The 23,082-nt window shown below is 73.0% G+C and carries 21 protein-coding genes; 13 read left to right on the forward strand and 8 right to left on the reverse strand.

Annotated features, from left to right (window positions below):
- Positions 1 to 128 precede the first annotated feature (128 nt).
- From hflX to holA, 6 genes are all read left to right on the forward strand, one after another.
- Positions 129 to 1,505 carry a GTPase HflX gene (gene hflX, locus OHA34_RS34265; protein WP_329519991.1) on the forward strand — a complete coding sequence of 459 codons (1,377 nt, stop codon included), beginning with the start codon at positions 129 to 131 and terminating at the stop codon, positions 1,503 to 1,505.
- 540 nt (positions 1,506 to 2,045) lie between these two features.
- The gene (gene hutI, locus OHA34_RS34270) at positions 2,046 to 3,260 is read left to right on the forward strand and encodes an imidazolonepropionase (RefSeq protein WP_285937168.1); all 1,215 of its coding nucleotides are present in this window, start codon (positions 2,046 to 2,048) and stop codon (positions 3,258 to 3,260) included.
- Positions 3,261 to 3,380: 120 nt separating this feature from the next.
- A complete protein-coding gene (locus tag OHA34_RS34275) occupies positions 3,381 to 4,226 on the forward strand; it encodes a DegV family protein (RefSeq protein ID WP_285937167.1) in 846 nt (281 codons plus the stop codon).
- A gap of 102 nt (positions 4,227 to 4,328) precedes the next feature.
- Positions 4,329 to 5,162, forward strand: coding sequence for a ComEA family DNA-binding protein (locus tag OHA34_RS34280; protein WP_329519992.1), 834 nt, complete (start codon positions 4,329 to 4,331; stop codon positions 5,160 to 5,162).
- 638 nt (positions 5,163 to 5,800) lie between these two features.
- On the forward strand, positions 5,801 to 7,744 hold the full coding sequence (locus tag OHA34_RS34285) for a ComEC/Rec2 family competence protein (RefSeq protein WP_329519993.1): 1,944 nt from the start codon (positions 5,801 to 5,803) through the stop codon (positions 7,742 to 7,744).
- Between the two features lie 40 nt (positions 7,745 to 7,784).
- Positions 7,785 to 8,744 (forward strand): DNA polymerase III subunit delta, encoded by a 960-nt coding sequence (holA, locus tag OHA34_RS34290; RefSeq protein ID WP_285937164.1) that lies wholly within the window; start codon positions 7,785 to 7,787, stop codon positions 8,742 to 8,744.
- 85 nt (positions 8,745 to 8,829) lie between these two features.
- Here holA and OHA34_RS34295 read toward each other — a convergent pair whose 3' ends face one another.
- Positions 8,830 to 9,690, reverse strand: a complete 861-nt coding sequence (locus tag OHA34_RS34295; protein ID WP_285937163.1) for a LysR family transcriptional regulator — start codon at positions 9,688 to 9,690, stop codon at positions 8,830 to 8,832.
- A 69-nt stretch (positions 9,691 to 9,759) separates the two neighbouring features.
- Here OHA34_RS34295 and OHA34_RS34300 point away from each other — a divergent pair, with 69 nt between their 5' ends.
- Positions 9,760 to 10,299, forward strand: a complete 540-nt coding sequence (locus OHA34_RS34300; protein WP_329519994.1) for a hypothetical protein — start codon at positions 9,760 to 9,762, stop codon at positions 10,297 to 10,299.
- On the opposite strand, the gene OHA34_RS34305 is transcribed toward OHA34_RS34300, so the two are convergent.
- On the reverse strand, positions 10,244 to 10,783 hold the full coding sequence (locus OHA34_RS34305; RefSeq protein ID WP_285938570.1) for an RNA 2'-phosphotransferase: 540 nt from the start codon (positions 10,781 to 10,783) through the stop codon (positions 10,244 to 10,246). The genes OHA34_RS34300 and OHA34_RS34305 overlap by 56 nt on opposite strands.
- 90 nt (positions 10,784 to 10,873) lie before the next feature.
- Positions 10,874 to 11,143, reverse strand: coding sequence for a 30S ribosomal protein S20 (gene rpsT / locus OHA34_RS34310; RefSeq protein ID WP_285937161.1), 270 nt, complete (start codon positions 11,141 to 11,143; stop codon positions 10,874 to 10,876).
- A gap of 259 nt (positions 11,144 to 11,402) precedes the next feature.
- Here rpsT and lepA point away from each other — a divergent pair, with 259 nt between their 5' ends.
- Positions 11,403 to 13,250 (forward strand): translation elongation factor 4, encoded by a 1,848-nt coding sequence (gene lepA, locus OHA34_RS34315; protein ID WP_285937160.1) that lies wholly within the window; start codon positions 11,403 to 11,405, stop codon positions 13,248 to 13,250.
- A 72-nt stretch (positions 13,251 to 13,322) separates the two neighbouring features.
- On the opposite strand, the gene OHA34_RS34320 is transcribed toward lepA, so the two are convergent.
- From OHA34_RS34320 to OHA34_RS34330, 3 genes are all read right to left on the reverse strand, one after another.
- Positions 13,323 to 13,793 (reverse strand): DUF4870 domain-containing protein, encoded by a 471-nt coding sequence (locus OHA34_RS34320; RefSeq protein ID WP_285937159.1) that lies wholly within the window; start codon positions 13,791 to 13,793, stop codon positions 13,323 to 13,325.
- A gap of 180 nt (positions 13,794 to 13,973) precedes the next feature.
- The gene (locus OHA34_RS34325; RefSeq protein WP_329519995.1) at positions 13,974 to 15,398 is read right to left on the reverse strand and encodes a hypothetical protein; all 1,425 of its coding nucleotides are present in this window, start codon (positions 15,396 to 15,398) and stop codon (positions 13,974 to 13,976) included.
- A 99-nt stretch (positions 15,399 to 15,497) separates the two neighbouring features.
- Positions 15,498 to 16,418, reverse strand: a complete 921-nt coding sequence (locus tag OHA34_RS34330) for a hypothetical protein (RefSeq protein ID WP_329519996.1) — start codon at positions 16,416 to 16,418, stop codon at positions 15,498 to 15,500.
- A gap of 308 nt (positions 16,419 to 16,726) precedes the next feature.
- On the opposite strand from OHA34_RS34330, the gene OHA34_RS34335 reads away from it, so the two are divergent.
- Together OHA34_RS34335 and hemW are read left to right on the forward strand one after the other, a co-directional pair.
- The gene (locus OHA34_RS34335; RefSeq protein WP_285937156.1) at positions 16,727 to 17,167 is read left to right on the forward strand and encodes a hypothetical protein; all 441 of its coding nucleotides are present in this window, start codon (positions 16,727 to 16,729) and stop codon (positions 17,165 to 17,167) included.
- A 97-nt stretch (positions 17,168 to 17,264) separates the two neighbouring features.
- On the forward strand, positions 17,265 to 18,476 hold the full coding sequence (hemW, locus tag OHA34_RS34340) for a radical SAM family heme chaperone HemW (RefSeq protein WP_285937154.1): 1,212 nt from the start codon (positions 17,265 to 17,267) through the stop codon (positions 18,474 to 18,476).
- Here hemW and OHA34_RS34345 read toward each other — a convergent pair.
- Both OHA34_RS34345 and OHA34_RS34350 read right to left on the reverse strand, forming a co-directional pair.
- Positions 18,469 to 19,068: a DUF4870 domain-containing protein gene (locus OHA34_RS34345; RefSeq protein ID WP_285937153.1), complete on the reverse strand. Its 600-nt coding sequence runs from the start codon at positions 19,066 to 19,068 to the stop codon at positions 18,469 to 18,471. The genes hemW and OHA34_RS34345 overlap by 8 nt on opposite strands.
- A 34-nt stretch (positions 19,069 to 19,102) precedes the next feature.
- Positions 19,103 to 19,924 carry a DUF3097 domain-containing protein gene (locus OHA34_RS34350; RefSeq protein ID WP_329519997.1) on the reverse strand — a complete coding sequence of 274 codons (822 nt, stop codon included), beginning with the start codon at positions 19,922 to 19,924 and terminating at the stop codon, positions 19,103 to 19,105.
- 116 nt (positions 19,925 to 20,040) lie between these two features.
- Between OHA34_RS34350 and hrcA the strand changes: the two genes are divergently transcribed.
- The 3 genes from hrcA (at position 20,041) to OHA34_RS34365 (ending at position 23,073) form a co-directional block, all read left to right on the forward strand.
- Positions 20,041 to 21,054, forward strand: coding sequence for a heat-inducible transcriptional repressor HrcA (gene hrcA, locus OHA34_RS34355; protein ID WP_285937150.1), 1,014 nt, complete (start codon positions 20,041 to 20,043; stop codon positions 21,052 to 21,054).
- Complete coding sequence (gene dnaJ, locus OHA34_RS34360) at positions 21,055 to 22,191, forward strand: molecular chaperone DnaJ (protein ID WP_285937149.1); 1,137 nt, start codon at positions 21,055 to 21,057, stop codon at positions 22,189 to 22,191. It begins immediately after the preceding gene.
- 150 nt (positions 22,192 to 22,341) lie between these two features.
- Positions 22,342 to 23,073 (forward strand): 16S rRNA (uracil(1498)-N(3))-methyltransferase, encoded by a 732-nt coding sequence (locus tag OHA34_RS34365; RefSeq protein WP_285937148.1) that lies wholly within the window; start codon positions 22,342 to 22,344, stop codon positions 23,071 to 23,073.
- Positions 23,074 to 23,082 lie beyond the last annotated feature (9 nt).

Here is a 23,082-nt window from a genome sequence, read left to right on the forward strand (position 1 = left end):
GAGGACATATGACTCAACCTTTCTCCGCAGACCACAGTCCGGACGAGCTGGAACTCCGCCGCCAGGCCCGAGAGGCCCGAGACCCGCACGGGCCGCCCGGGTCCCGCGAACCCGCCGAGGACGAGCCCATGACTGGGGAACTCGATCTCGAGGAACGCCGGGCACTGCGCCGCGTCGCCGGGCTGTCCACCGAACTCACCGACGTCACCGAGGTCGAGTACCGCTCCCTGCGGCTCGAACGGGTCGTCCTCGTCGGCGTCTGGACCGAGGGCACGGCCGAGACGGCCGAGAACTCGCTGCGCGAGCTGGCCCTCCTCGCCGAGACCGCCGGATCCGAGGTCCTCGAAGGGCTCGTCCAGCGCCGCAGCCGTCCCGACCCCGCCACCTACATCGGCTCGGGCAAGGCCGCCGAGCTGCGCGACGTGGTCATCGCCACCGGCGCCGACACCGTCATCTGCGACGGCGAGCTGGCCCCCGGCCAGCTGCGGCACCTGGAGGAGACCGTCCAGGTCAAGGTGATCGACCGGACCGCGCTGATCCTCGACATCTTCGCCCAGCACGCCAAGAGCCGCGAGGGCAAGGCACAGGTCGAGCTGGCCCAGCTCGACTACCTGATGCCGCGGCTGCGCGGCTGGGGCGGCAACCTGTCCCGCCAGGTCGGCGGGCGCGCCGCCGGCGGCGTCGGCATCGGCGGGCGCGGGCCCGGTGAGACCAAGATCGAGCTGGACCGGCGCCGGATCCGCACCAGGATGGCCAAGCTGCGCCGCCAGATCGCCGAGATGTCCAAGTCGCGCGACACCAAGCGGGGCGAGCGGCGGCGCAACGCCGTCCCGGCGGTGGCCATCGCCGGCTACACCAACGCGGGCAAGTCGTCCCTGCTCAACCGGCTCACCGGCGCCGGCGTGCTGGTGGACGACGCGCTGTTCGCCACGCTCGACCCGACCGTGCGCCGGGCCGAGACCCCGGGCGGGCGCACCTACACGCTGGCCGACACCGTCGGCTTCGTCCGGCACCTGCCGCACCAGCTCGTCGAGGCGTTCCGCTCCACGCTGGAGGAGGTCACCGACGCGGGGCTGGTCCTGCACGTCGTCGACGGCTCCGACGCCGACCCCGAGGCGCAGATCGACGCGGTCCGCGAGGTGTTCCGCGAGATCGGGGCCGACCGGATCCCCGAGATGATCGTCATCAACAAGGCCGACGCGGCCGACGACCTGTCCATCGCGCGGCTACAGCGGCGCGAGCCGAACAGCGTGGTGGTCTCGGCCCGCACCGGATCCGGCATCGAGGAACTGCGCGCCGCCATCGACGCGCGGCTCCCCGGCCTCGAGTGCGAGGTCCGCGCGCTGGTCCCCTACGAGCGCGGCGACCTGGTCGCGCGCGTCCACGAGTGGGGCGAGGTGCTCAAGCAGGAGCACACCCCCGAGGGCACCGCGCTGCACGCCCGGGTTCCGGCCGGTCTGGCGGACGAGCTGCACCCGTACGAGGATCTGGCCGCGGCCACCTGATCCGCCCGCGCCGCGGGGGCCGTCCGCCGGACGGCCCCCGCGACGTTCCCGGACCGGGTTCCGGACTGGCCGAATTGCAAAATGCGGTCCCATAGTGGCCGCCGAACGGTGACAGGTTCCCCATTCCGCTTGACGGCTCCCTGGGATTCCGTACGGTCGTATAGCTAAGGGCGGGGTGATGGCGTCGATGCGCTACGACCAGAGGGTGCGCGGATTAATGAGTGATCTGCGCAATTCGTCCTGCCCGCCGGCCGGGGCCGGCGCGCGACCCGCCCGGAGCCCCGTGGTCCAGGGCTCCGGAACTATCCCAGGAGGAGGCGCGTTCGTCGGTCAGAGGTTGTCGGCCGGGCCTCCAGTGCACTACCGTGACGAAACCGATATCTCCGGTCTCGTTGCTCGTGGTGATCACCCGATCACCCGCCCCTTCAACGATGAATCGCCGGCACCCAGTCGGCGTTTCGGATCGAGAGCAGGTGGCCTTCTCCATGGCGTCCGGTACAGCGCCGTACGGCGCGTTGTTCCACCCAGGTCGGTGACCAGATGACGGTTCGGCTGTTGACGAACATCGGCAGGCTCTGGACGGGCACCGACGTATGCAGCAACGCCGCCGTTCTCATCCACGACGATCGGATCGTCTGGGCCGGGCCCGCGTCGGACCTGCCCCAGAGCGTCCCCGGCATCATCGATGACATCGTCGACGTCGACCACGTGGAGAACCTCGGCGGCGGCCTGGTCACCCCGGGCCTCATCGACGCCCACTCGCACCCGGTCTACGCCGGCAACCGCTGGGCCGAGCTCGCCATGCGCACCTCCGGTTCGTCGCACTCGGCGATCACCGCGGCGGGCGGCGGGGTCAACTCCACCGTGACCGTCACCCGCGGCACCGACCCCTGGACGCTGTGCAACGGCGTCCGCGAACGGCTCCGCCAGTGGATTCTCGCGGGCACCACCACCGTCGAGGCCAAGACCGGCTACCACCTCACCCGCGACGGCGAACTCGCCGACATCCGGCTGCTGCGCTCCCTCGAGGGCGAGCCCTCGATGCCGCGCATCCACGCCACCTTCCTCGCCGCGCACATCCTGCCGCCCGAGTTCTTCGGCCGCCGCCGCGACTACATCGAGGCCGTCCGCACCTGGGCCGGCGACGCCGCCGCCGCGGGCGCCGACAGCATCGACGTGTACTGCGACGAGGGCCACTTCACCGCCGAGGAGGCCCGCGCCCTGCTGCTCACCGGCAAGCGCGCCGGGCTCAAGGCCCGCATGCACGCTTGCGCCAACGAGCGCATCGGCGCGGCCCAGGTCGCCGCCGAGGTGGGCTGCGCCTCCGCCGACCTGCTCACCCAGGCCAACGACGACGACATCAAGGCGCTGGCGCACGCCGGCGTCACCGCGACCGTCTGCCCCGGCAGCGCCCTCAACAGCGCCCGCCCACCCGCACCGGTCCGCGCGATGCTCGACCGCGGCGTCACCGTCGCCCTCGGCACCGACCACAACCCGGGCCAGTGCGGCATCACCTCGATGCCGCTGGTCATCGGCCTGTCGGTCGCGATGTTCGGGCTCAGCGTCACCGAGGCCCTGCGCGCCGCGACCCTCGGCGGCGCCGCCGCCCTCCGCGTCGGCGACCGAGGCTCCCTGGCGCCGGGCATGCTCGCCGACATCGTCCTGTGGGACGCCGACCACGAAGGTGCGTTCGCCTGGGCCTTCGGCCTCCGCGCCCTGCGCGTGTGGCGCGGCGGCGTCCCCGTCCAGCCCTGACCGTCTCCGCCGGCCCATCGGCTCGCCGCGCCGGTGGGCCGGCGAGGGCGTCATGAGGGCGTTACATGCCGATACGTCATGGTCACTCCGTGACCGGGACGGAGGAGTAATCTCCCCCTCATGGGCAGTGTGGTCGCGGTCGTCACCGATTCCACCTCCTACCTTCCCGCCGAACTGGCCGGACGGCACGGCCTCACCGTCGTGCCCATGCAGATCGCGGTGGGCGGCACCGTCCGGGACGAGGGCGACGTCACCACCGGCGAGGCCGCGCGGGCACTGAAGGACCGGCGCCCCGTCACGACCTCCCGCCCCGCGCCCGAACGGTTCGCCGGCGTCTACCGGGCGCTGGCGGACGCGGGCGCGGCTGCTGTGGTGTCGGTCCACCTGTCGGCCGCGATGTCGGGCACCGCCCAGGCCGCCCGGCTCGCCGCCGAAGCGGCACCGGTGCCGGTACGCGTCGTCGACACCGGCACGATCGGCCTCGGCCTCGGCTTCGCCGCCCTGTCGGCCGCCGCGGCCGTGCTGCGCGGCGCCGGCGCGGATGAGGCCGCGGAGGCCGCGACCCGCCGGGCCGACCGGTCACGGTCGCTCTTCTACGTCGACACCCTCGAACACCTGCGCCGCGGCGGGCGGATCGGCGCCGCCGCCACGCTCCTCGGGTCCGCGCTCATGGTCAAGCCGCTGCTCGGCATCGCGGACGGCCGGATCGCGCCCCTGGAGAAGGTCCGCACGTCCGCGCGGGCGCTCGCCCGGCTGGAGGAGATCGCGGTCGCCGAGGCGGGGGACCGCAGAGTCGACCTCGGCGTCCAGCACCTGGCCGCCGCCGCCCGCGCCGAGTCCCTCGCCGTCCGCCTGCGCGCTCGGATCCCGCACGTCGTCGACGTCTACGTGGGCGAGGTCGGCCCGGTCATCGGCGCCCACGTCGGACCCGGCATGCTCGGCGTCGTGATCGCCCCGCAACCCTGACTCCCGCACCCGCCTAGCTCTCTGACCTGCGACGTAGCAGAGTTATCCACATTTCTCGCGGGTACTGTCGGAGCGGATCGCGCCCGCCTAGCGTCGGACGGTATGAGGTTCACCCAGCGTCACGACATCGGTGCCGACCGGCTGCGACCGCTCATGGACCGGCTCTCCGGGCGCCCGAGGCCGCCCGGTCCGCTCGACGGGGGCACGGCCGACGACCCCACGCCTCCCATGGCCCGGCTGCGCTCGGGACCCGAGCCGCCCGGCATCGAGATCCCACGGTCGCGATTCGATCCGGGCTGGAGCGGAGCGCGCGCCCTCATGCTCGTCGCGGTGATCGCCGCAGTCGTCGCGGTCGGCTACCTGTGGCTCGCGCGCCCCCGGCCGCAGCCGGTCGCGCCGGTCGCGATGACCGCCTCGCCCATGGTGTCCCTCAGCCCCGCGGCCTCCCTCCGCGCGTCCACCTCCCCGGCCGCCTCTCAGGCCGGGGGCACGGTCGTCGTGCACGTGCTGGGCAAGGTCAGGCATCCCGGTGTGATCTCCCTGCCCGGCGGGGCACGGGTCGCCGAAGCGATCAAAGCGGCCGGCGGCGTCCGGCCGGGCACCGGAACGGGCTCGCTCAACCTCGCCCGCAAGGTCGTCGACGGTGAGCAGATCCCCGTGGGCATCCGCCCGCCTCCGGGCACCGTCCAGCCTCCCGGCGCCGGAGCCGGCGCCGCGTCAGCGGCCCCGGGCGCCGCTGCGGGCACGCCCGTGGACCTCAACAACGCGAGCGCCGCACAGCTCGACCAGCTCCCCGGGGTCGGTCCCGTCCTCGCCCAGCGCATCGTCGACTACCGAACCCAGCACGGCGCCTTCCGCTCCGTCGACCAACTCCAGGAGGTCAGCGGCATAGGCAGCCGCCGCTTTGCCGACCTGAAGTCCATGGTGCGGGTATGACCGGTCCTCGCACCTCCGACCACGACCACGACCACGACCCCGGACATGACCTGAGACTGATCGGCCCGGCATCGGCCGTCTGGCTGGCTGCAGCCGCCGCCATCGGCGCAGGCGCCGCAGTGGCCTTCGCCATCGCCGCCGCCGGTGCCATAGCAGCAGTCCTCCTCCTCTTCGCCCGCCGCCCCGTCCGCCTCCAGCGCCGCCCCTCCCGACAGGGCCCGCATCACCCACCACCACCCGAGTCAGACCGACCCGAGCCCGGCCCACCCGAGCCCGGCCCACCCGAGCGGCACGCACCTGAGTCGGCTCTGCCTGAGCAGGGGCAGGGGGGGTTCGAGCCGAGTCCAGACGAGTCGGGGCGCTCCGAGCCGGGTGAGTGTGAACCGGGACACCAGGGCGCGCGATCGCCGGGGACTCGTGACCGGCGCGAAGGGCGCGGGGGTGGGCGGCCCTCGCCGTCGCGGCTCCTGCTCGGGACGGTCGTCGCCTGCGCGGCGGCGTCGGCGGCGGGGGTGGGGTTCCGTGCCTCCGCCGTGGAGTCGGGGCCGGTCCGTGAGCTCGCTCGTGCCGGGCATCGCGCGTCGGCCGAGGCCGTCGTCACGGGGGATCCCCAGACGAAGCGGGGACGGGCGGGACCGGTGATCCTCATCCGGGCGCGCGTGGAGGCCGTGCTCGAGCCGGGACGGCGGACCGAGGTCCGCGTGCCGGTGCTGCTGATCGCGTCCGACCGGCGCTGGCTCGAACTGCTGCCCAGCCAGCGGGCCCGCCTCAAGGGGAGATTCGGCACACCCCGGAGCGCCGACCTCCTGGCCGCCGTGGTGGTCGTGCGCGGGCCACCGTCCGTCCTCGGGCCGCCCTCGCCCCTCCAGCGCGCCGCCGAGACGGTTCGCGCGCGGCTGCGCCGGTCGGTGGACCGGCTTCCCGCCGATCAGCGCGGAGTGCTGCCCGGCATGGTCGTGGGCGACACGTCCCGGATCGATCCGGATCTCGCCGAGGTCTTCCGCACCGCCGGGCTCACCCACCTGCTGGTCGTGTCCGGCGCGAATCTGGCGATCGTCATCGGCGCGGTGCTGGGGTTGTGCCGGTTCGCCGGCCTGGGACGGCGGCGGGCCCCTCCGGTGGCCGTGCTCGCAGTGCTCGCCTTCGTCGTGGTGGCGCGTCCCGAACCCAGCGTCCTGCGGGCCACGGTGATGGGGTTGATCGGCCTGCTGGCGCTGTTTACCGGCCGGCGGCGCCAGGGGCTGCCCGCGCTGGCCGCGGCCGTGCTGCTGCTGGTGCTGATCGACCCGACGCTCGCCCGCTCCTACGGATTCGCGCTGTCGGTCCTGGCGACAGGAGGGCTGCTGGTCCTCGCGCCACCATGGCGGGAGCGGCTGCGCCGCCGATTGCCCGGCCCCTTGGCCGACGCCCTGGCGGTCGCGGCTGCCGCTCAGGTCGCCGTCGCGCCCGTTCTGGTGATGCTGTCCGGCGAGGTGGGCGTGGTGTCGGTGGCCGCCAACCTGCTGGCCGCACCCGCAGTGGCCCCGGCCACCCTGCTCGGCGCGCTGGGCGCCGTGACCGCGCTGGTCTCGCTCACGCTGGCCCGGCTGGTGGTGTGGCCCGCGGGGCTGGCCGTGGCGTGGGTCGTGTGGATCGCTCGCACGGCGGCCAGGCTCCCGTACGCCACCATCCCCTGGAAGGGCGGCGGGCTCGGGGCCGTGGCGCTGCTCGCCGCCGCTGTCGTGGCGGTCCTCATCCTGCGCAGCCGACGGTTGCGCCTGGTCGCGGTGGCGGCGATGGCCGGTGTCCTGATCGCGGTCGTCGGATTGCGGCTGCTCGCTCCCGGATGGCCACCACCCGGCTGGGCACTGGTCGCCTGCGATGTCGGCCAGGGGGACGCTCTCGCCCTGGCGGCCGGTCCGGGCCGCGCGGTCGTGGTGGACACCGGTCCCGATCCACGGCTCGTCGAGGGCTGCCTGGAACGGCTCGCCATCCGGGACGTGCCGTTACTGGTCCTCACCCATCCCCATGCGGATCACGTCGACGGAGTCGCCGGCGTCAGGAGCCATCGAGCCGTCCACGCCGTCCTGACCACCCCGCGCGGCCCCGGCCGCGAGGCCAGGTTCACCTCCGGCCTGGTCGTCCGGCAGGCGCTCACCGGCCAGCGCTGGAGCGTCGGCGACCTGACCCTCTCGGTGCTGGGCCCGCTGTCGGCGGGCCCACGGCTGGCCCCCGGCGACGACGGGACCACGGTGAACGACGCCAGCGTGGTGCTGGTCGCCCGCCGTCCGGGATTCAGCGCACTGCTCGCGGGCGACGTCGAGGCCGACGCGCAGCGGGCGCTGGCCGGCAGCGTGCCCGCCGTCCAGGTGATCAAAGTGCCGCACCACGGCTCCCGCAGCCAGGATCCGGCCTTCCTCGCCGCCGCGCATGCCTCGGTCGCGCTCATCTCCGTCGGCCGCGATAACGACTACGGCCACCCCGCGCCGTCGACGGTCGACCGCCTGCGAAGTCTCGGATCGCGTGTCCACCGCACCGACCAGGAGGGCGACGTCGCGGTGGTCCGCACGACGGGCGGCCTGTCCGTCGTCCCCCGCCGATGAGACGGCGCGATCAGGGGGCGCGGCGTGGCATGCTTCAGGAGTGCCAGCCGATCCCATCACCCTGATCGTCGGAGACGAAGAGCTGCTCGTGGACCGGGCGATCGCCGACATCGCCGCGTCCGCGCGCGCCGACGACCCCGAGACGGAGGTGATCGACCTGGCCCCCGGCGGACTGGAGCCCGGCCGGATCTCCGAGCTGACCTCGCCGTCGCTGTTCGGCGGCGGCAAGGTCCTGGTGCTGCGGGCCGCGCAGGACCTCGGCAAGGACCTCTCGGCCGAAGTGCTCAGGTACGCCCGGACGCCCGCCGCCGACGTCGCGCTGGTCGCGGTGCACCACGGCGGGGCCAAGGGCAAGGCGCTGGTGGACGGCTTGGGCAAGCTGGGCGCCCGCAAGATCGCCTGCCCCAAGGTCACCAAGATGGGGGAGCGGATCGACTTCGTCCGCGCCGAGATCCGGCGGCACGGCGGCAAGATCTCCACCGACGGCGCCCGCGGGCTGCTCGACGCGGTCGGCAACGACCTGCGCGAGCTGGCCGCCGCGTGCAGCCAGCTCGTCGCCGACACCGGCGGCAAGGTGGACGACGCCGCGGTCGCCCGCTACTACCGTGGACGCGCCGAGGTCAGCGGTTTCGCCGTCGCGGACAAGGCGATCGAGGGCCAGCTCGCCGAAGCCCTCGAACAGCTGAGATGGGCGCTCGCGACCGGCGTCGCACCGGTACTGATCGTCAGCGCGCTCGCCCAGGGGGTCCGCGGCCTGGCCAAGGTGGGCGGTGCCCCACGTGGCGCCCGCGGCGCGTCCCTGGCCAAGGACCTCGGCATGCCGCCATGGAAGGTCGACCGGGTGCAGCGCCAGCTCCGCGGCTGGTCCGGCGAGGGCGTCGCCCGCGCGATCACCGCGGTGGCCGAAGCGGACGCCCAGGTCAAGGGCGGCGCCGCTGACACCGCCTACGCGCTGGAGAAGACCGTCGCCGACATCGTCACCGCCCGCGCAGCCCGCTGACCGGAGGCTCGATCCGCTGACCACCCGCGTGATCCGCCGACCGTTGGCTGTGGTGTCGGGTGCTGCCGATGTGGGGCCGGCCGGGTCAGGGGAGTTGGGCGCGGACTGTGGCGAGGAGGTTCCGTACCAGAGGGTCGCCGGTGCGGTCGGGGAGGTGGAGGGCGTGGTACTGGACGAGGGGGAGGTCGGTGATCGTCCTCTGGACGAGGCCGGGGGGAGGGCGGACGCAGCCGTTGACGACCGCGAGCCCCACGCCCAGTGACACGAAGTGCAGCAGCAGAGGCCAGCCCGCGGCCTCCACCGCCACCGACCAGGGGACCTGGGCCGCGCGCAGGGCGCGTTCCAGGGTGATTCGGTGCGGGCCCCAGGGCGGGGGCACCACCAGGGACGAACCGGACAGGTCGGTGAGCCTCAGGTGCGGGCGGGCGGCCAACGGGTGGTCCTCGGGCATCACCAGGACCTGTGGGTACGCGGCCAGCGGTACCGCGTGCAGGTCGGCGGGCAGGACGTCGAGGACCGCGACGCCGAGGTCGGCGCGGCCGGTGCGGACGGCGGTCAGCGTCTTGGCTCGGTCGCCGTTGATCAGACGGGGCCGGGGGACGGCCCGGACGACGTCGCCGAGCAGGTAGAGGTAGGCGCCCTCACCGGCGGCCAGGACGGGTACGCGGGACGGGGAGGTGCCGTGGATCTCGGCGAGGAACGCGGCGACGCGGCCGTCGAGCTCGCGGGCGAAGCGGGCCACGGCCTCGCCCTCGGGGGTGAGCCCCAGCCGGCGGCCCTCGCGCCGGTACAGCGGACGGCCCAGTGCGGCGGCGAGCTTCTGCACCTTGACGTGCAGGGCCGGCTGGGAGATGTGCAGTTCCGCGGCGGCCCGGGTGAAGTTGAGGTGGTCGGCGAAGACGGCGAACGAGGCCAGCGCGTCGGTGGACACCCTGGCCAGATCCATAGGCGTGGACTATAGCCCACGGGTCGATGCATAGTTCAGTTTGAGCAGCGGGGACGTCAGCCTGAACACATGAACACCAACCAGCTCCGGCTCGGCGTCGATTTCGGGCGGGTCATCCACGGCGGGCCGCTCGTGCACGGCGGCGCCGACACCGTCTTCCTGGACGGCGACGAGGAGGAGGCGCTCCGCTCGCCGGCCACGGAGGGCGTGTACGAGGTCCTCCCCGAGCTCGTCGCGGCGTTCGGCGGGCGGGCCTGGATCATCTCCAAGTGCGGGGACCGGGTGCGGCGGCGGACGCTGGCCTGGCTCGACCACCACGACTTCTACGCGCGGACCGGGATCCCGCGCGGCAACGTGCGGTTCTGCCGCAAGCGGGCGGAGAAGGCCGGGCACTGCGCCGGGCTCGGCATCACCCACATGATCGACGACCGGGTGGACGTGCACCGGGCGATCCGGGAGATCGTCCCGTACCGGTACCTCTTCGGCCCGCAGAAGCGTCCGGCGCCGGACTGGGTGCGCAAACCCCGGACGTGGGCGGAGGCCGGGGAGCTGATCAGCGCAGATATTCGGCCGGCACCGCGTCCACCAGCCACACGCCGTTCGCGCTGACCTGGAACCGGTGCCCCGCGGCGGCCATCCCGGCGGCGTCCACGACGAGCACGACGGGACGTCCGCGGCGGGCGCCGACGCGCCGCGCCGTCTCCCGGTCGGGGGACAGGTGGACGGCGTGACGGTCCATGCGGCGCAGGCCGTCGCGGTGGATCGCCTCCAGTGCCTCCTGGACGGTGCCGTGGTAGAGGAGCGGCGGGGGCGGGCTCGGCGGGAGGTCCAGCTCGACGGCCACGGAATGGCCCTGGCTGGCGCGGATCCGGAGGCCCGCGGCGTCGAAGGCGTACCGCCGCTTGTCGTTGCGGGCGACGACGTGCTCGAGCTCGGCGCGGGTGAAGGGGAAGCCGTGCGCGGCGGCGCGGCGCAGCAGCTCGTCGACGTCGGCCCAGCCGCCGCCGTCGAGGGTGAGGCCGATCCGCTCCGGCCGGTGCCGCAGGTGCTTGGCGAGATACTTGGAGATCTTCACCAGGCGGCGCCGGTCCATGCTCACCGCGTCACCCCGGACCGGACGCGGGCAACGCGACGGAGCCGCAGCCCCGAGGGACAGCGGCTCCGTCGCGGAAACGCGTTGGTCTCAGCCGGCCTGAAGTGCGGCGGCGCGCTTGGCGATCGCCGACTTGCGGTTGGCCGCCTGGTTCTTGTGGATGACGCCCTTGCTGACCGCCTTGTCGAGCTTGCGGGCGGCGTTCCGCTGCGCGGCGACGGCGTCGTCGACATTGCCCGCCTCAGCGGCCTCGCGGAACTGGCGGATCGCCGTCTTCAGCTCGGACTTCACGGCCTTGTTGCGCAGCCGAGCCTTCTCGTTCTGCTTGTTCCGCTTGATCTGGGACTTGATGTTAGCCACGTCGTAGTGCCTCAGCCTTGGTTGCGATCCTCGCCTGCCCTCAGCGCGGGGCAGGCTCCAACGAACGGTTTAACGGGGCGGTCGATGCCCCGAGGCACGACGGTACGCCACACGCAGACGCACAGCTTACCAATCCCGCCGCCCGGCCCCAAACCGGCGCCCGGACCGGTGCACGGAGCATCCCGGCCGCCATGGGAACATGGGATACGGCAAGATCCGTCATTTCCCTGTCCACCTGCGAGTTTGTGAACGGACCCCGGTGCCAGCGCCAGAGCCCAACAAGACCGACCCCGCGATCATCCGCAACTTCTGCATCATCGCGCACATCGACCATGGCAAGTCGACGCTCGCCGACCGGATGTTGCAGTTGACCGGGGTGGTCGAGGACCGCCAGATGCGCGCCCAGTACCTCGACCGGATGGACATCGAGCGCGAGCGCGGCATCACCATCAAGAGCCAGGCGGTCCGGCTGCCGTGGACCGGCGCGGACGGCCGCGGGTACGTGCTCAACCTGATCGACACCCCGGGCCACGTGGACTTCTCCTACGAGGTGTCCCGGTCGCTGGCCGCCTGCGAGGGCGCGGTGCTGCTGGTGGACGCGGCGCAGGGGATCGAGGCGCAGACGCTGGCCAACCTCTATCTGGCGATCGAGGCCGACCTGGACATCATCCCGGTGCTCAACAAGATCGACCTGCCCGCGGCGCAGCCGGACAAGTACGCCGCGGAGCTGGCCGGGATCATCGGCTGCGAACCGTCCGACGTGCTGCGGGTGTCCGGCAAGACCGGCGAGGGCGTCACCGAGCTGCTCCACCGGATCGTCGAGGTGGTGCCGGCGCCGGTCGGCGACCCCGACGGCCCGGCCCGCGCGCTGATCTTCGACTCGGTGTACGACACCTACCGCGGCGTGGTGACGTACGTGCGGATCATCGACGGGCACCTGTCCCGCCGCGACAAGAGCATGATGATGTCGACCGGGTCGGCGCACGACACCCTGGAGGTCGGGGTGATCTCCCCGGAGCCCAAGCCCGCTGCGGGCCTCGGCGTCGGCGAGGTCGGCTATCTGATCACCGGGGTGAAGGACGTGCGCCAGGCGCGCGTCGGCGACACCGTCACCACCTCGGCCCGGCCCGCGCCGGTGGCCCTCGGCGGCTACCAGGACCCCAAGCCGATGGTGTTCTCCGGCCTCTATCCGGTGGACGGCGACCAGTACCCCGAGCTGCGCGACGCGCTCGACAAGCTGCGGCTCAACGACGCCGCGCTGGTGTACGAGCCCGAGACGTCGGTGGCGCTCGGGTTCGGGTTCCGCTGCGGGTTCCTCGGGCTGCTGCACATGGAGATCGTCCGCGAGCGGCTGGAGCGCGAGTTCGACCTGTCGCTGATCTCCACCGCGCCCAACGTGGTCTACCGGGTGGTCATGGAGGACGGCACCGAGCACGTCGTCACCAACCCCAGCGAGTTCCCCGAGGGCAAGATCGACACCGTGTACGAGCCGATCGTCCGGGCCACTCTGCTGTCCCCGAGCGAACACATCGGCGCGATCATGGAGCTGTGCCAGGGCCGCCGCGGCGTGCTGCTCGGCATGGACTACCTGTCGGAGGACCGGGTCGAGATCCGCTACACGCTGCCGCTCGCCGAGATCATCTTCGACTTCTTCGACCAGCTCAAGTCGCGCACCCGCGGCTACGCCTCGCTCGACTACGAGCCGAGCGGCGAGCAGGAGTCCGACCTGGTGAAGGTCGACATCCTCTTGCAGGGCGAGTCGGTCGACGCGTTCAGCCAGATCGTGCACAAGGAGAAGTCCCGCGAGTACGGGCTGCGGATGACGGCCAAGCTCAAGGAGCTCATCCCGCGGCAGCAGTACGAGGTGCCGATCCAGGCGGCGATCGGGGCCCGCATCATCGCCCGTGAGAACATCCGCGCCATCCGCAAGGACGTCCTCGCCAAGTGCTACGGCGGCGACATCTCCCGTAAGCGCAAGCTGCTGGAGAAGCAGAAGGAGGGCAAGAAGCGGATGAAGACGATCGGCCGGGTCGACGTCCCGCAGGAGGCGTTCGTCGCCGCCTTGTCCACCGGCAGCGAGGCCCCGGGCGACAAGGGCCGGAAGTAGCGGTGCACGGGCCGGCGCGGTGACGGTCTGCACCGCGCCGGACCCGCATCGCCCCGGACTCGCGCCCGGGGGTCACTTCACCAGCGGCCAGGCGATGATCTTGGGAGTGCTGCGGAACTCGCCGCGGTTGGCCGCTCTGGCCGCGTGCACCAGGAAGAACATGACCGCGGCCGTGTAGAGGATCGGCACCCAGATGAGAAGGCTCACGGCGAGCGAGAGCAGCCCGGCGACGACCCAGACGACGAACGCGCCGATGCCGATGTTGAGCCCCTGCGCGGCGTGCCGCCGGACGAACGGCGAGCGGGCCTTCCCGAGGTAGACGATCGCCGGGGCGATCGCGCCGACCAGGAACTGGCCGAGGTAGGCCATCAGCGACCAGGTCGTGTCGTCGTGGCTGACCGGGCCGAAGTGGCCGGGCATCTGCGCGGTGCCGCGGCCCTGCGGGTCCGGAGGAGGGGGCGGAGGCCCGGGCTGCTGCCAGGCGGACTGCTGCCAGGCGGGCTGCCGGCCCTGGCCGGGTGACGGGGGAGGCCCGTAGGCCATGGCGGGTGTCCTCTCCGGTGTCGGCTGGAGTTGTTGGCGAAGTGTACGACTCTTTGGACGCGCCCGAAGTTCGATGGTTCCCGCTTTCAGATTGTTTGCGGCGTGCCGTCCCGAAATGAGTTGCTCAGGGGAATGGCCGGGCAGTGACGGCACGCCGCGATCCCGGACGGCGGTGGCGGGTCAGGGCCGCCAGAGGACGGAGACGGGGGACGCGGCGGTGAGCGTCACCGATCCCTTCCACTGGACGAACGACCGCTGCGGAAGGTACGCGCCGCGCAGGAAGAACCCGCGGCCGACCGACGTGACCGTCGCGGGGGCGCCGTTGTCGCCGAGCCCCACCGGCTGCCGGACGGCCTCGATGCTCGCGATGTCGCCGGCGGTGGTGCCCTCGGGCAGTTCGACCGTGGTGGCGACCGCGCCGTCCCGGTCGATCGACCAGGTGCGTTCACCGTGGTCGGAACGGTAGACGCGGGACGGATCGCGCCGGAGCCGCACGCCCAGCGTCACTCCGGGCACCGACCCGCCGCCCGCGGCGTCGCCGGTCCGCTTGGCGAACTCGATGAACAGGTAGGCGCGCTGGTCGCCGACCTCCCGAGTGCCGGGGTCGGACGGCTTCTCGATCTTCGCCTCGCGCACCATCTCCTGGGCCATGACCCGGTAGGTCCACGGCTCGCGGTCCATCACCACCTCGCGGGCGCGCGAGGCGGGCCGGGTCCCGGACGCGTCCGGCAGGAATCGCAGCGGCGCGTCCGGGCTGACGACGTCGCACATGTTGTTGTTGTCGGTGCAGGTCTGGAGGACGGGGTGGTCGCCCTCGTAGCGGCCGGTGAACTTCAGCGTCAGATGCTGCGGCGCCTGGTACACGCCGGTGTCCGCGACGCGCCGTCCGGACGCGTCCACCTCGACGCGGTACACCCACTCGATGTCGGTCGTGCGTCCCCAGCGGGCCATCAAGGCGGGAGTGTCGGTGCCGCCGTCCTCATTGCTCCATACCAGCGAGTACTCCAGCACGCGGTGGCCAGGGGCGCCGGCCCCGCCCTGGCCGGCGGGCCGGATCTCATGCCAGGCGATCAGCGGGGTGTCGGTGCGCGCGTTCTGGTACGGGTCGCCGAACGGCCAGCCGGTGCGTCCGACGACGATGGGCGCGTGCCGTAGCGCGAGCTGGTCCGCCTGCGGCATCCGCACCTGCGGCCGGGTGAGGACGACGCGACGTGCGGCCGGGGCGCTGCCTTGGGCGAAGCGCAGAGTCACCTTGTGCTTCCCACGGCGCAGACGCCCCAGCCCGAGGCTGCGCGGTGTCGGGTCGGACGAGGGGACCACCAGATCGGTCACGTGACGCCCGTCCACGGCCAGCGACACCACTGCGGACTCGGCTCCCTTACGAGCCCAGGAGACGCCGGGCGCGGCGACGGTGAAGGCGATGACGGCCTCGCCGTCCCGTCCGGCCGAGTAGGACAGGGAGCGGGCGGGGCCGCCCCGGTCGAGGGTGAGAGTGCTGGCGGAGGCAGCAGGGGTTGCGGGGACCGGGGAGGCTGCGGAGGCGGGGACGGAGTAGAGGAGTGCACCGGCGAGGGCACCGGTGAGGCCGGAGGCGGCGTAACGCACGCGGCATCTCATGAGCGGCGAACCTAGAGGGACGCGGTCGCGTTCGGGTGAAGAACCGGTCCCTCGTGAGTGTCGGGACGGTTGAGAGCCGTCCCGCGTTCAGCCTCGGGCCCAGCGGGGGGCGGGGGCGTCGTCGGACGGCGGCTGGAGCGACACCCCGGTGAAGCGTTCCTCGAGGACGGCGTCCCCGTCCGCGGTGGGCTCGGGTTCGGGTTCGGAGAGCATGAGGCCGAGCGCGGGCAGCCGGACCGTCCGGCCTCGCCGGACCACCTCATGCCCGAGCTCGCGGAAGAGCGCGACCACGTCGGCCGCCGTCTCGTCCAGGAGGTCGATGCCGTCGAGCCGGACCCGCAGCTCGGGGGAGCCGCCCCAACCGGGGCCGCGGGCGCCGAAGATCTCGCCGAGCCGCTCGACGCCGTCCGCGCCGCGTTCGGTGGACAGCGCGAGCCGCCCCCGGCCGACCCGCACCCCCTGGTGCCCCGCCCAGCCGCACACCGGCGACGGGGTGGGCGGGGCGGTCGCACATCGCTCGGCGACCGCGGCGAGGGTCGCCCACACGTCCGGGGCCCGCGTGGAGAACAGCAGGCTGGCGTCCGGGAGCAGGGCGCCGCGTCCGGGCTCCAGGGTGATCAGGAACGGCGCCGCCCGGCCCGGGAAGCGCGCCGGGTCGGGGTCGCGGAGCGTGACCAGCCCCTCCCAGGAGACCGGGTCGTCCACCGCGAACCAGGCGATGTCGGCCTCCACGCCCAGCTCGGCGAAGGTCCGGTCGGTGAGCCGCCAGGCGATCGTCTCGCGCATGGCCTCGGCCGCGTCGGCGAGCCTGCGGCGCCACCACGGGGGTTCGGGGTCGTTCCCGCCGCCGGTCCGCCAGCGGACCCCCGGTCCGGCGAGCCCGTGCCGCTCCTCGGTGGACGCCTTGTCGACGATCACGTAGTGCCAGCCACCCGGTTCGCCGCGCAGCACCACGCGCGCGGGCACCCGCCCGTACACGGCCGCCCCCACATCCCCCTCGTCCCGCATTCGGCCGAGCCTATCCGCCCCCGCCGGCCACAGCGCGGGCGCTGCGAACACACCGGACGCACCGGGACGTACCGGGGCGCGACGGTCGGACGGGGCGAACGGACGACGGTCCGTCCGGGCGGGCGGCCGGACGCTCGGCCGGCCGCCGGGACGACGGGGGATCTGCGCGGCGATCAGCCAAGATCGTCACGTATGGTCCCCAGAGGCGTCGCGGTGGTTCGCCGCGACACGGGCGCCGCTGCTTGGTCCGGGCCGCTATGTCGGTACGGTCGGAGGGCAGCGGCCGCGACGGTTCCGGAGGTTCGAGCGTGACCCACTCCGAGCAGGTTCTGCGTTCCCCGAAAGAGCGGGAAACGGTGGACGGGGCCGTCCGCGCGCTGCGCTCCGCCGCGCCGTTCGGCTGGGAACGGCTCGGCTTCGAGTTCCGGGCGACGGTCGGCATCGACAGCGCCTCGTTCGAGGTCGTCGACTCCGAGGGCGGGATGCGGCAGGCCTTCCCCCCGGGGCACGCCATCGGCAAGATGGACGAGCTGCGCCGCGTCATGTACCGCCGGGGGAAGGGCGCGTGGTTCACCGCCCGCCTCGACATCGAGAGGTCCGGCCGGTTCAGCGCCGAGTTCGACTACGACGGCGAGCCCGACTTCACCCCGGCGCTCGACCCGGCCGCCTATGTCATCGACCTCGACCGCTTCCCGCGCTCCGACGATCACATCCCGGCCTGGCTGCGCGCCAAGCTCCGCGACGCCTGACGCGGCGACGAGGTCCATAGGGCCGAACCCGAACCCGAACCCGTGCCCCGGGACACGCCCGGCTTGGGCACGGGTCCGGGCACGGCAGACTTGAGGGGTGCCCGCGACCCTTCCCGATGGTGACCCCGTTCCCGCTGACGGCGCGCTGCCCCGCGGCGCCACGGAGGGGCTGGGCACGCGCCCGTTCGCCTTCTACGTCCACGTCCCGTTCTGCGTGACCCGCTGCGGCTACTGCGACTTCAACACCTACACCGCGACCGAGCTGGGCCCGGGCGCGAGCCGCGACTCCTATGCCGACACCGCGATCGCCGAGGTGCGGATGGCGCGGCGGGTGCTCGGCGACGCCGACCTGCCGGTCGAGACCGTGTTCGTCGGCGGCGGAACCCCGACGCTGCTGCCGCCGGACGACCTCGGCCGGATCCTCGCGGCCGTCGACGCCGAGTTCGGGCTGGCGCCAGGCGCCGAGGTCACCACCGAGGCCAACCCCGAGTCGGTCGACCAGGCGTACCTGGAGGGCCTGCGCGAGGCCGGGTTCACCCGCGTCTCGTACGGCATGCAGAGCGCCCGCGAGCACGTCCTGAAGGTCCTCGACCGCACGCACACCCCCGGGCGCGTCCCGCTCGTCGTGGACTGGACCCGGAAGGCCGGCTTCGAGCACGTCAACCTCGACCTGATCTACGGGACGCCGGGGGAGAGCGACGAGGACTGGCGGCTCTCCCTGGAGGCGGCGCTCTCCACCGGCCCCGACCACGTGTCGGCGTACGCGCTGATCGTCGAGGAGGGCACCCGGCTGGCCGCCCGCGTCCGCCGCGGCGAGCTGGCCACCCCCGACGACGACGCGATGGCCGACCGCTACCTGATGGCCGACGAGATGCTGAGCGCTCATGGCCTGCGCTGGTACGAGATCTCCAACTGGGCCACCGGCCCCGGCGCGGCCTGCCGCCACAACCTCCTCTACTGGACCGGCGCCGACTGGTGGGGCGTCGGGCCCGGCGCGCACAGCCACGTCGGCGGTACCCGCTGGTGGAACGTCAAGCATCCCGCCGCCTACGCGGCCCGGCTGGCCGAGGGCGTCACACCCGCGCACGCGCGCGAGGTCCTGGACGACGCCGACCGCCGGATCGAACGGATCATGCTGGAGCTGCGCCTCGCCGACGGCTGCCCGGCCGCGCTGCTGGACGACGCGGCGGTGGCCCGCGCGATCGGCGACGGGCTGATCGAGGCCGGGCCCTACCGCGAACGCGGCAGGGCCGTCCTCACCACCCGCGGCCGGCTCCTCGCCGACGCCGTCGTCCGCGACCTCACTTGACCATCGGCCAGGCCATGAACGCCGGGAACCTGTACCAGTCGCCCCGGTTGCCCGCCACCGCCGCGATGATCAGGAACACGATCTGCGTGATGCCGAGCGCGATCGCGGTCAGGAAGCCGATCAGCACGAACATCAGCGCGATGTTGATCACCGAGTAGATGATCTGGGTGATGGTGAAGTTGAGGCCCTGCGCGCCGTGGTGGCGCAGGAACGGCGACTCGTCCTTCTTGATCAGGAAGACCAGCAGCGGGGCCAGGAAACCGAGCGAGACGAACCACAGGACCAGCTGCCCGAGATGGGTCAGCAGCGCCCAGGTCCGCTCGTCCTGCGTCACCGGGGCGTACGCCCCGTACGCCCCGGGTCCGTAGGGCTGCATCTGTCCGCCGTACCCGGGCGCCTGCCCGTACCCCGGCTGCCCGTACCCGGGCGCCTGCCCGTACTCCGGCGGGTGTCCGTACCCGGGCTGTCCGTACTCGGGCCCATATCCAGGCTGTCCGTATCCGGACTGGCCGTATCCAGGCTGCCCGTACCCGGGCTGCTCGTACTCCGGCCGTTCCCGGCCGGGCTGGTCCTCGGGTGGCCCGTGCGTCATCGCGTTGCTCCTCGTCCAGGGCGGCGGCGGGGATCTAGGGATCGGGGACGGTCACGAAGTCGATCAGTTCCTCGACGCGGCCGAGCAGGGCCGGCTCCAGGTCGGTGAAGGAGTCGACGGACCCGAGGATCCGCTTCCAGGCGGCGCCCACGTTGTCTCCCCAACCCAGCGCGGTGAGCACACCCTCCTTCCAAGATACGCCGCGCGGGACCCGCGGCCAGGCGGGAATCGCGACGGCGGCGGGCTTGACCGCCTCCCAGATGTCGATGAACGGGTGGCCGGTGATCAGCACGTGGGGGGACGAGACCTGCGCGGCGATCCGGCTCTCCTTGGAGCCCTCCACCAGGTGGTCGACCAGCACGCCGAGGCGCCTGCCCGCGCCGGGGCCGAACTCCTCGACGATCGCGGGGAGGTCGTCCACGCCCTCCAGGTACTCCACGACGACGCCCTCGACCCGCAGGTCGTGGCCCCAGATCTTCTCGACCAGCTCGGCGTCGTGGACGCCCTCCACGTAGATGCGGCTCTCCTTGGCCACCTGGGCGCGCAGGCCGCGCACCGCGATCGACCCGGAGGCCGAGCGGGCGGGCGCGCGCGGGGCCGCGTCCGGCCGCACCAGCGTGACGGGCCGTCCGTCGATCAGGAAGCCCGACTTGTCGAGCGGGAAGATCCGGCGCTTGCCGAACCGGTCCTCCAGCGTGACCCCGAACTTGTCGCAGCCGACGACCGCGCCGCAGAAGCCGCTTCCGGGGTCCTCCGCCACCAGGCCGGGTTCGGCCGGGATCTCCGGTATCTGGCCTTTGCGGGGTAGTCGCCAGTCTCCCGCCAGAATGTCGTCACCGTAGTCCTTGCTCCGCACGGTTGGGCACTCTAACGAGAGCGAGGCCGTCCGGCACCCCCGGAGTGCCCCCGCCTGGCCGTACACTTGGCACTCGGAAGTACGGAGTGCCAGTACGGGGGCAGGGAGGTGACCACGTGCTCGACGACCGGAAACTCGCGGTCCTGCGCGCCATTGTCGAGGACTTCGTCTCCACCAACGAGCCGGTGGGCTCCAAGGCCTTGGTGGACCGGCACAATCTCGGCGTGTCGTCGGCGACGATCCGCAACGACATGGCGGTGCTGGAGGAGCAGGGCTACATCGCCCAGCCGCACACCAGCGCCGGCCGCGTCCCTACCGACAAGGGCTACCGGCTGTTCGTCGACCGGCTGTCCAACATCAAGCCGCTCTCCGGCGCCGAGCGCCGCGCGATCGAGACGTTCCTGAGCGGCGCCTACGACCTCGACGACGTCGTCGGCCGCACCGTCCGGCTGCTCGCCCAGCTCACCCGGCAGGTCGCCGTGGTGCAGTACCCGTCGCTGACCCGCTCGTCGGTGCGGCATGTCGAGCTGGTCCCGGTCGCCTCCGAACGGCTCCTGCTGGTCCTGATCACCAACACCGGGCGGGTCGAGCAGCGGGTCATCGAGACCCACGGCACGGTCTCCGAGGAATCGATCGGGCACCTGCGGGCGTTGCTCAACACATGCCTCGACGGATGCGGGCTGGGCGAGGTCCCGGTCGCGGTCGCCGACCTGCCCGACCAGGTCGGTGCGGACGAGCGCCCGCTCGCCGCGGCGGTGCTGTCGGTGCTGCTGGAGACGCTCGTCGAGAAGCACGAAGAGAAGATCGTTTTCGCCGGCGCGGCCAACCTGGCCGCGATGGACTTCTCCCTGAGCCTGCGCGGCGTGCTGGAGGCCCTGGAGGAACAGGTGGTGCTGATGCGGCTGCTCGGTGAGACCGGCGACTCCTCTACAGTTACGGTTCGGATCGGTACCGAGAACCCCGATGAGGGACTCCGGTCGACCTCGGTCGTCGCCGCCGACTACGGCGTCGGCGACCTCACCCTGGCCCGGCTCGGTGTGCTCGGGCCGACACGCATGGATTACCCCAGCACGATGGGAGCGGTACGGGCAGTGGCACGCTACGTCGGACAGATCCTGGCGGGGTCGTAAGTGGCCAACGACTACTACGCGACCCTCGGCGTCCGGCGCGACGCCGGCGCCGACGAGGTCAAGAAGGCCTACCGCCGGCTCGCGCGCGAACTCCACCCGGACGTCAACCCGGACCCGGAGACCCAGGAGAAGTTCAAAGAGATCACCCAGGCGTACGAGGTGCTCTCCGACCCCCGCAAGCGCGAGATGTACGACCTCGGCGCCGACCCGTTCGCGTCCGGCGGCGGGGGTGGGGGCGCGGGCGGCTTCGCCGGGGCCGGGTTCCCGTTCAGCGACATCATGGACGCGTTCTTCGGCACCTCGGCCTCGCGCGGCCCCCGGTCCCGGGCGCGGCGCGGGCGCAACGCCACCCTGCGGGTCGAGCTCGACCTCCAGGAGACGGCGTTCGGCACCACCCGCGAGCTGTCCATCGACACCGCGGTCGCCTGCACGAGCTGCGAGGGCAGCGGCTGCGCGCCGGGCACCCACCCCGACACCTGCGACACCTGCCACGGGCGGGGCGAGGTGCAGCAGGTGCAGCGCTCGTTCCTCGGCCAGGTCATGACCGCGCGCCCGTGCCCGCAGTGCGGCGGGTTCGGCTCGGTGATCCGCAACCCCTGCCCCGAGTGCTCGGGCGACGGCCGGGTCCGCACCCGCCGGACGGTCAAGGTCAAGATCCCCGCCGGGGTGGAGAACGGCATCCACATCCAGCTCGCGGGCGAGGGCGAGATCGGCCCCGGCGGCGGCCCGCCCGGCGACCTGTTCCTGGAGATCGCCGAGAAGCCGCACCCGATCTTCGAGCGGGAGGGCGACGACCTGCACTGCACCGTGCAGATCCCGATGACCGCCGCCGCGCTCGGCACCAACGTCACCATCGAGAGCCTCGACGGCCCCGAGGGCATCGACATCAAGCCCGGCACGCAGTCCGGCCAGGTCATCACGATGTACGGCCGGGGCGTCCGGCACCTCAACGAGAGCGGTCGCGGCGACCTGATGATCCACGTGAACGTGGAGACGCCGCACCGGCTCGACGAGGAGCAGGAGGATCTGCTGCGGCGACTGGCCAAGCTGCGCGGCGAGGAGCGGCCCCCGGGCAAGTTCGCGCCGGGCCAGCGCGGCAAGCTGTCCCGCATCTGGGACGTGTTCAACCAGCACTGAAGAGTCACCGTGGCGGCCTATCAGGAAGGCCGCCACGGCGATCCCCCGCCGTGACGGAGGCCCCGACGGGACCGCCGTTCAGGGATTCCGTTCCGGGGGCTTCCGCTCCGGGCTCCGCTCAAGGGGCTCGGTTCCGTCCGTGGGGGGTCGATGAGTCCGCCGGTGTTCCTCGCAGACGGCGGCCAGCTGGAGGGCGACCGCGTCGTCCTCGGCGGCGCCGAGGGGCGGCACGCCGCCACCGTGCGGCGGCTGCGCTCGGGCGAGCGCGTCGACCTCACCGACGGGGCCGGGCTGCTGGCCGAGTGCGTCGTCGTCGAGACGGGCCGCGCGGCCCTGACGCTGGACGTGCTGGCCCGGCATCACCAGCCGCCCCCGGAGCCGCGCCTGGTGGTCGTCCAGGCCCTCCCGAAGGGCGACCGGGGTGAGCTGGCCGTCGAGACCATGACCGAGGTCGGCGTCGACGAGATCGTGCCGTGGGCCGCGTCCCGCTGCGTGACGCAGTGGCGGCCCGAACGCCGCGACAAGGCCCTCGCGCGCTGGCGCAACACCGCCCGCGAGGCGGCCAAGCAGGCCCGCCGCACCCGGCTGCCCGAGGTCGCCGACCTGGCCGCCACGCCCGCGGTGGCCGGCCGGATCGCCGCCGCGTCCCTCGCGCTGATCCTGCATGAGGAGGCCGACGCGCCGCTCAGCGCCGTCGAGCCCCCGGCCACGGGTGAGATCGTGCTCGTCGTGGGCCCCGAGGGCGGCATCACCGACGAGGAGCTTGACCGTTTCGCCGCGTCCGGTGGCCGGGCCACCCGGCTCGGCCCGACGGTGCTGCGCACCTCGACCGCGGGCGTGGCCGCCGCGTCGGTCCTGCTGGCGGCCACCGGCCGCTGGTGACACCCCGCC

This window comes from Spirillospora sp. NBC_01491, assembly GCF_036227065.1.
GTDB lineage: Bacteria > Actinomycetota > Actinomycetes > Streptosporangiales > Streptosporangiaceae > Spirillospora > Spirillospora xylanilytica.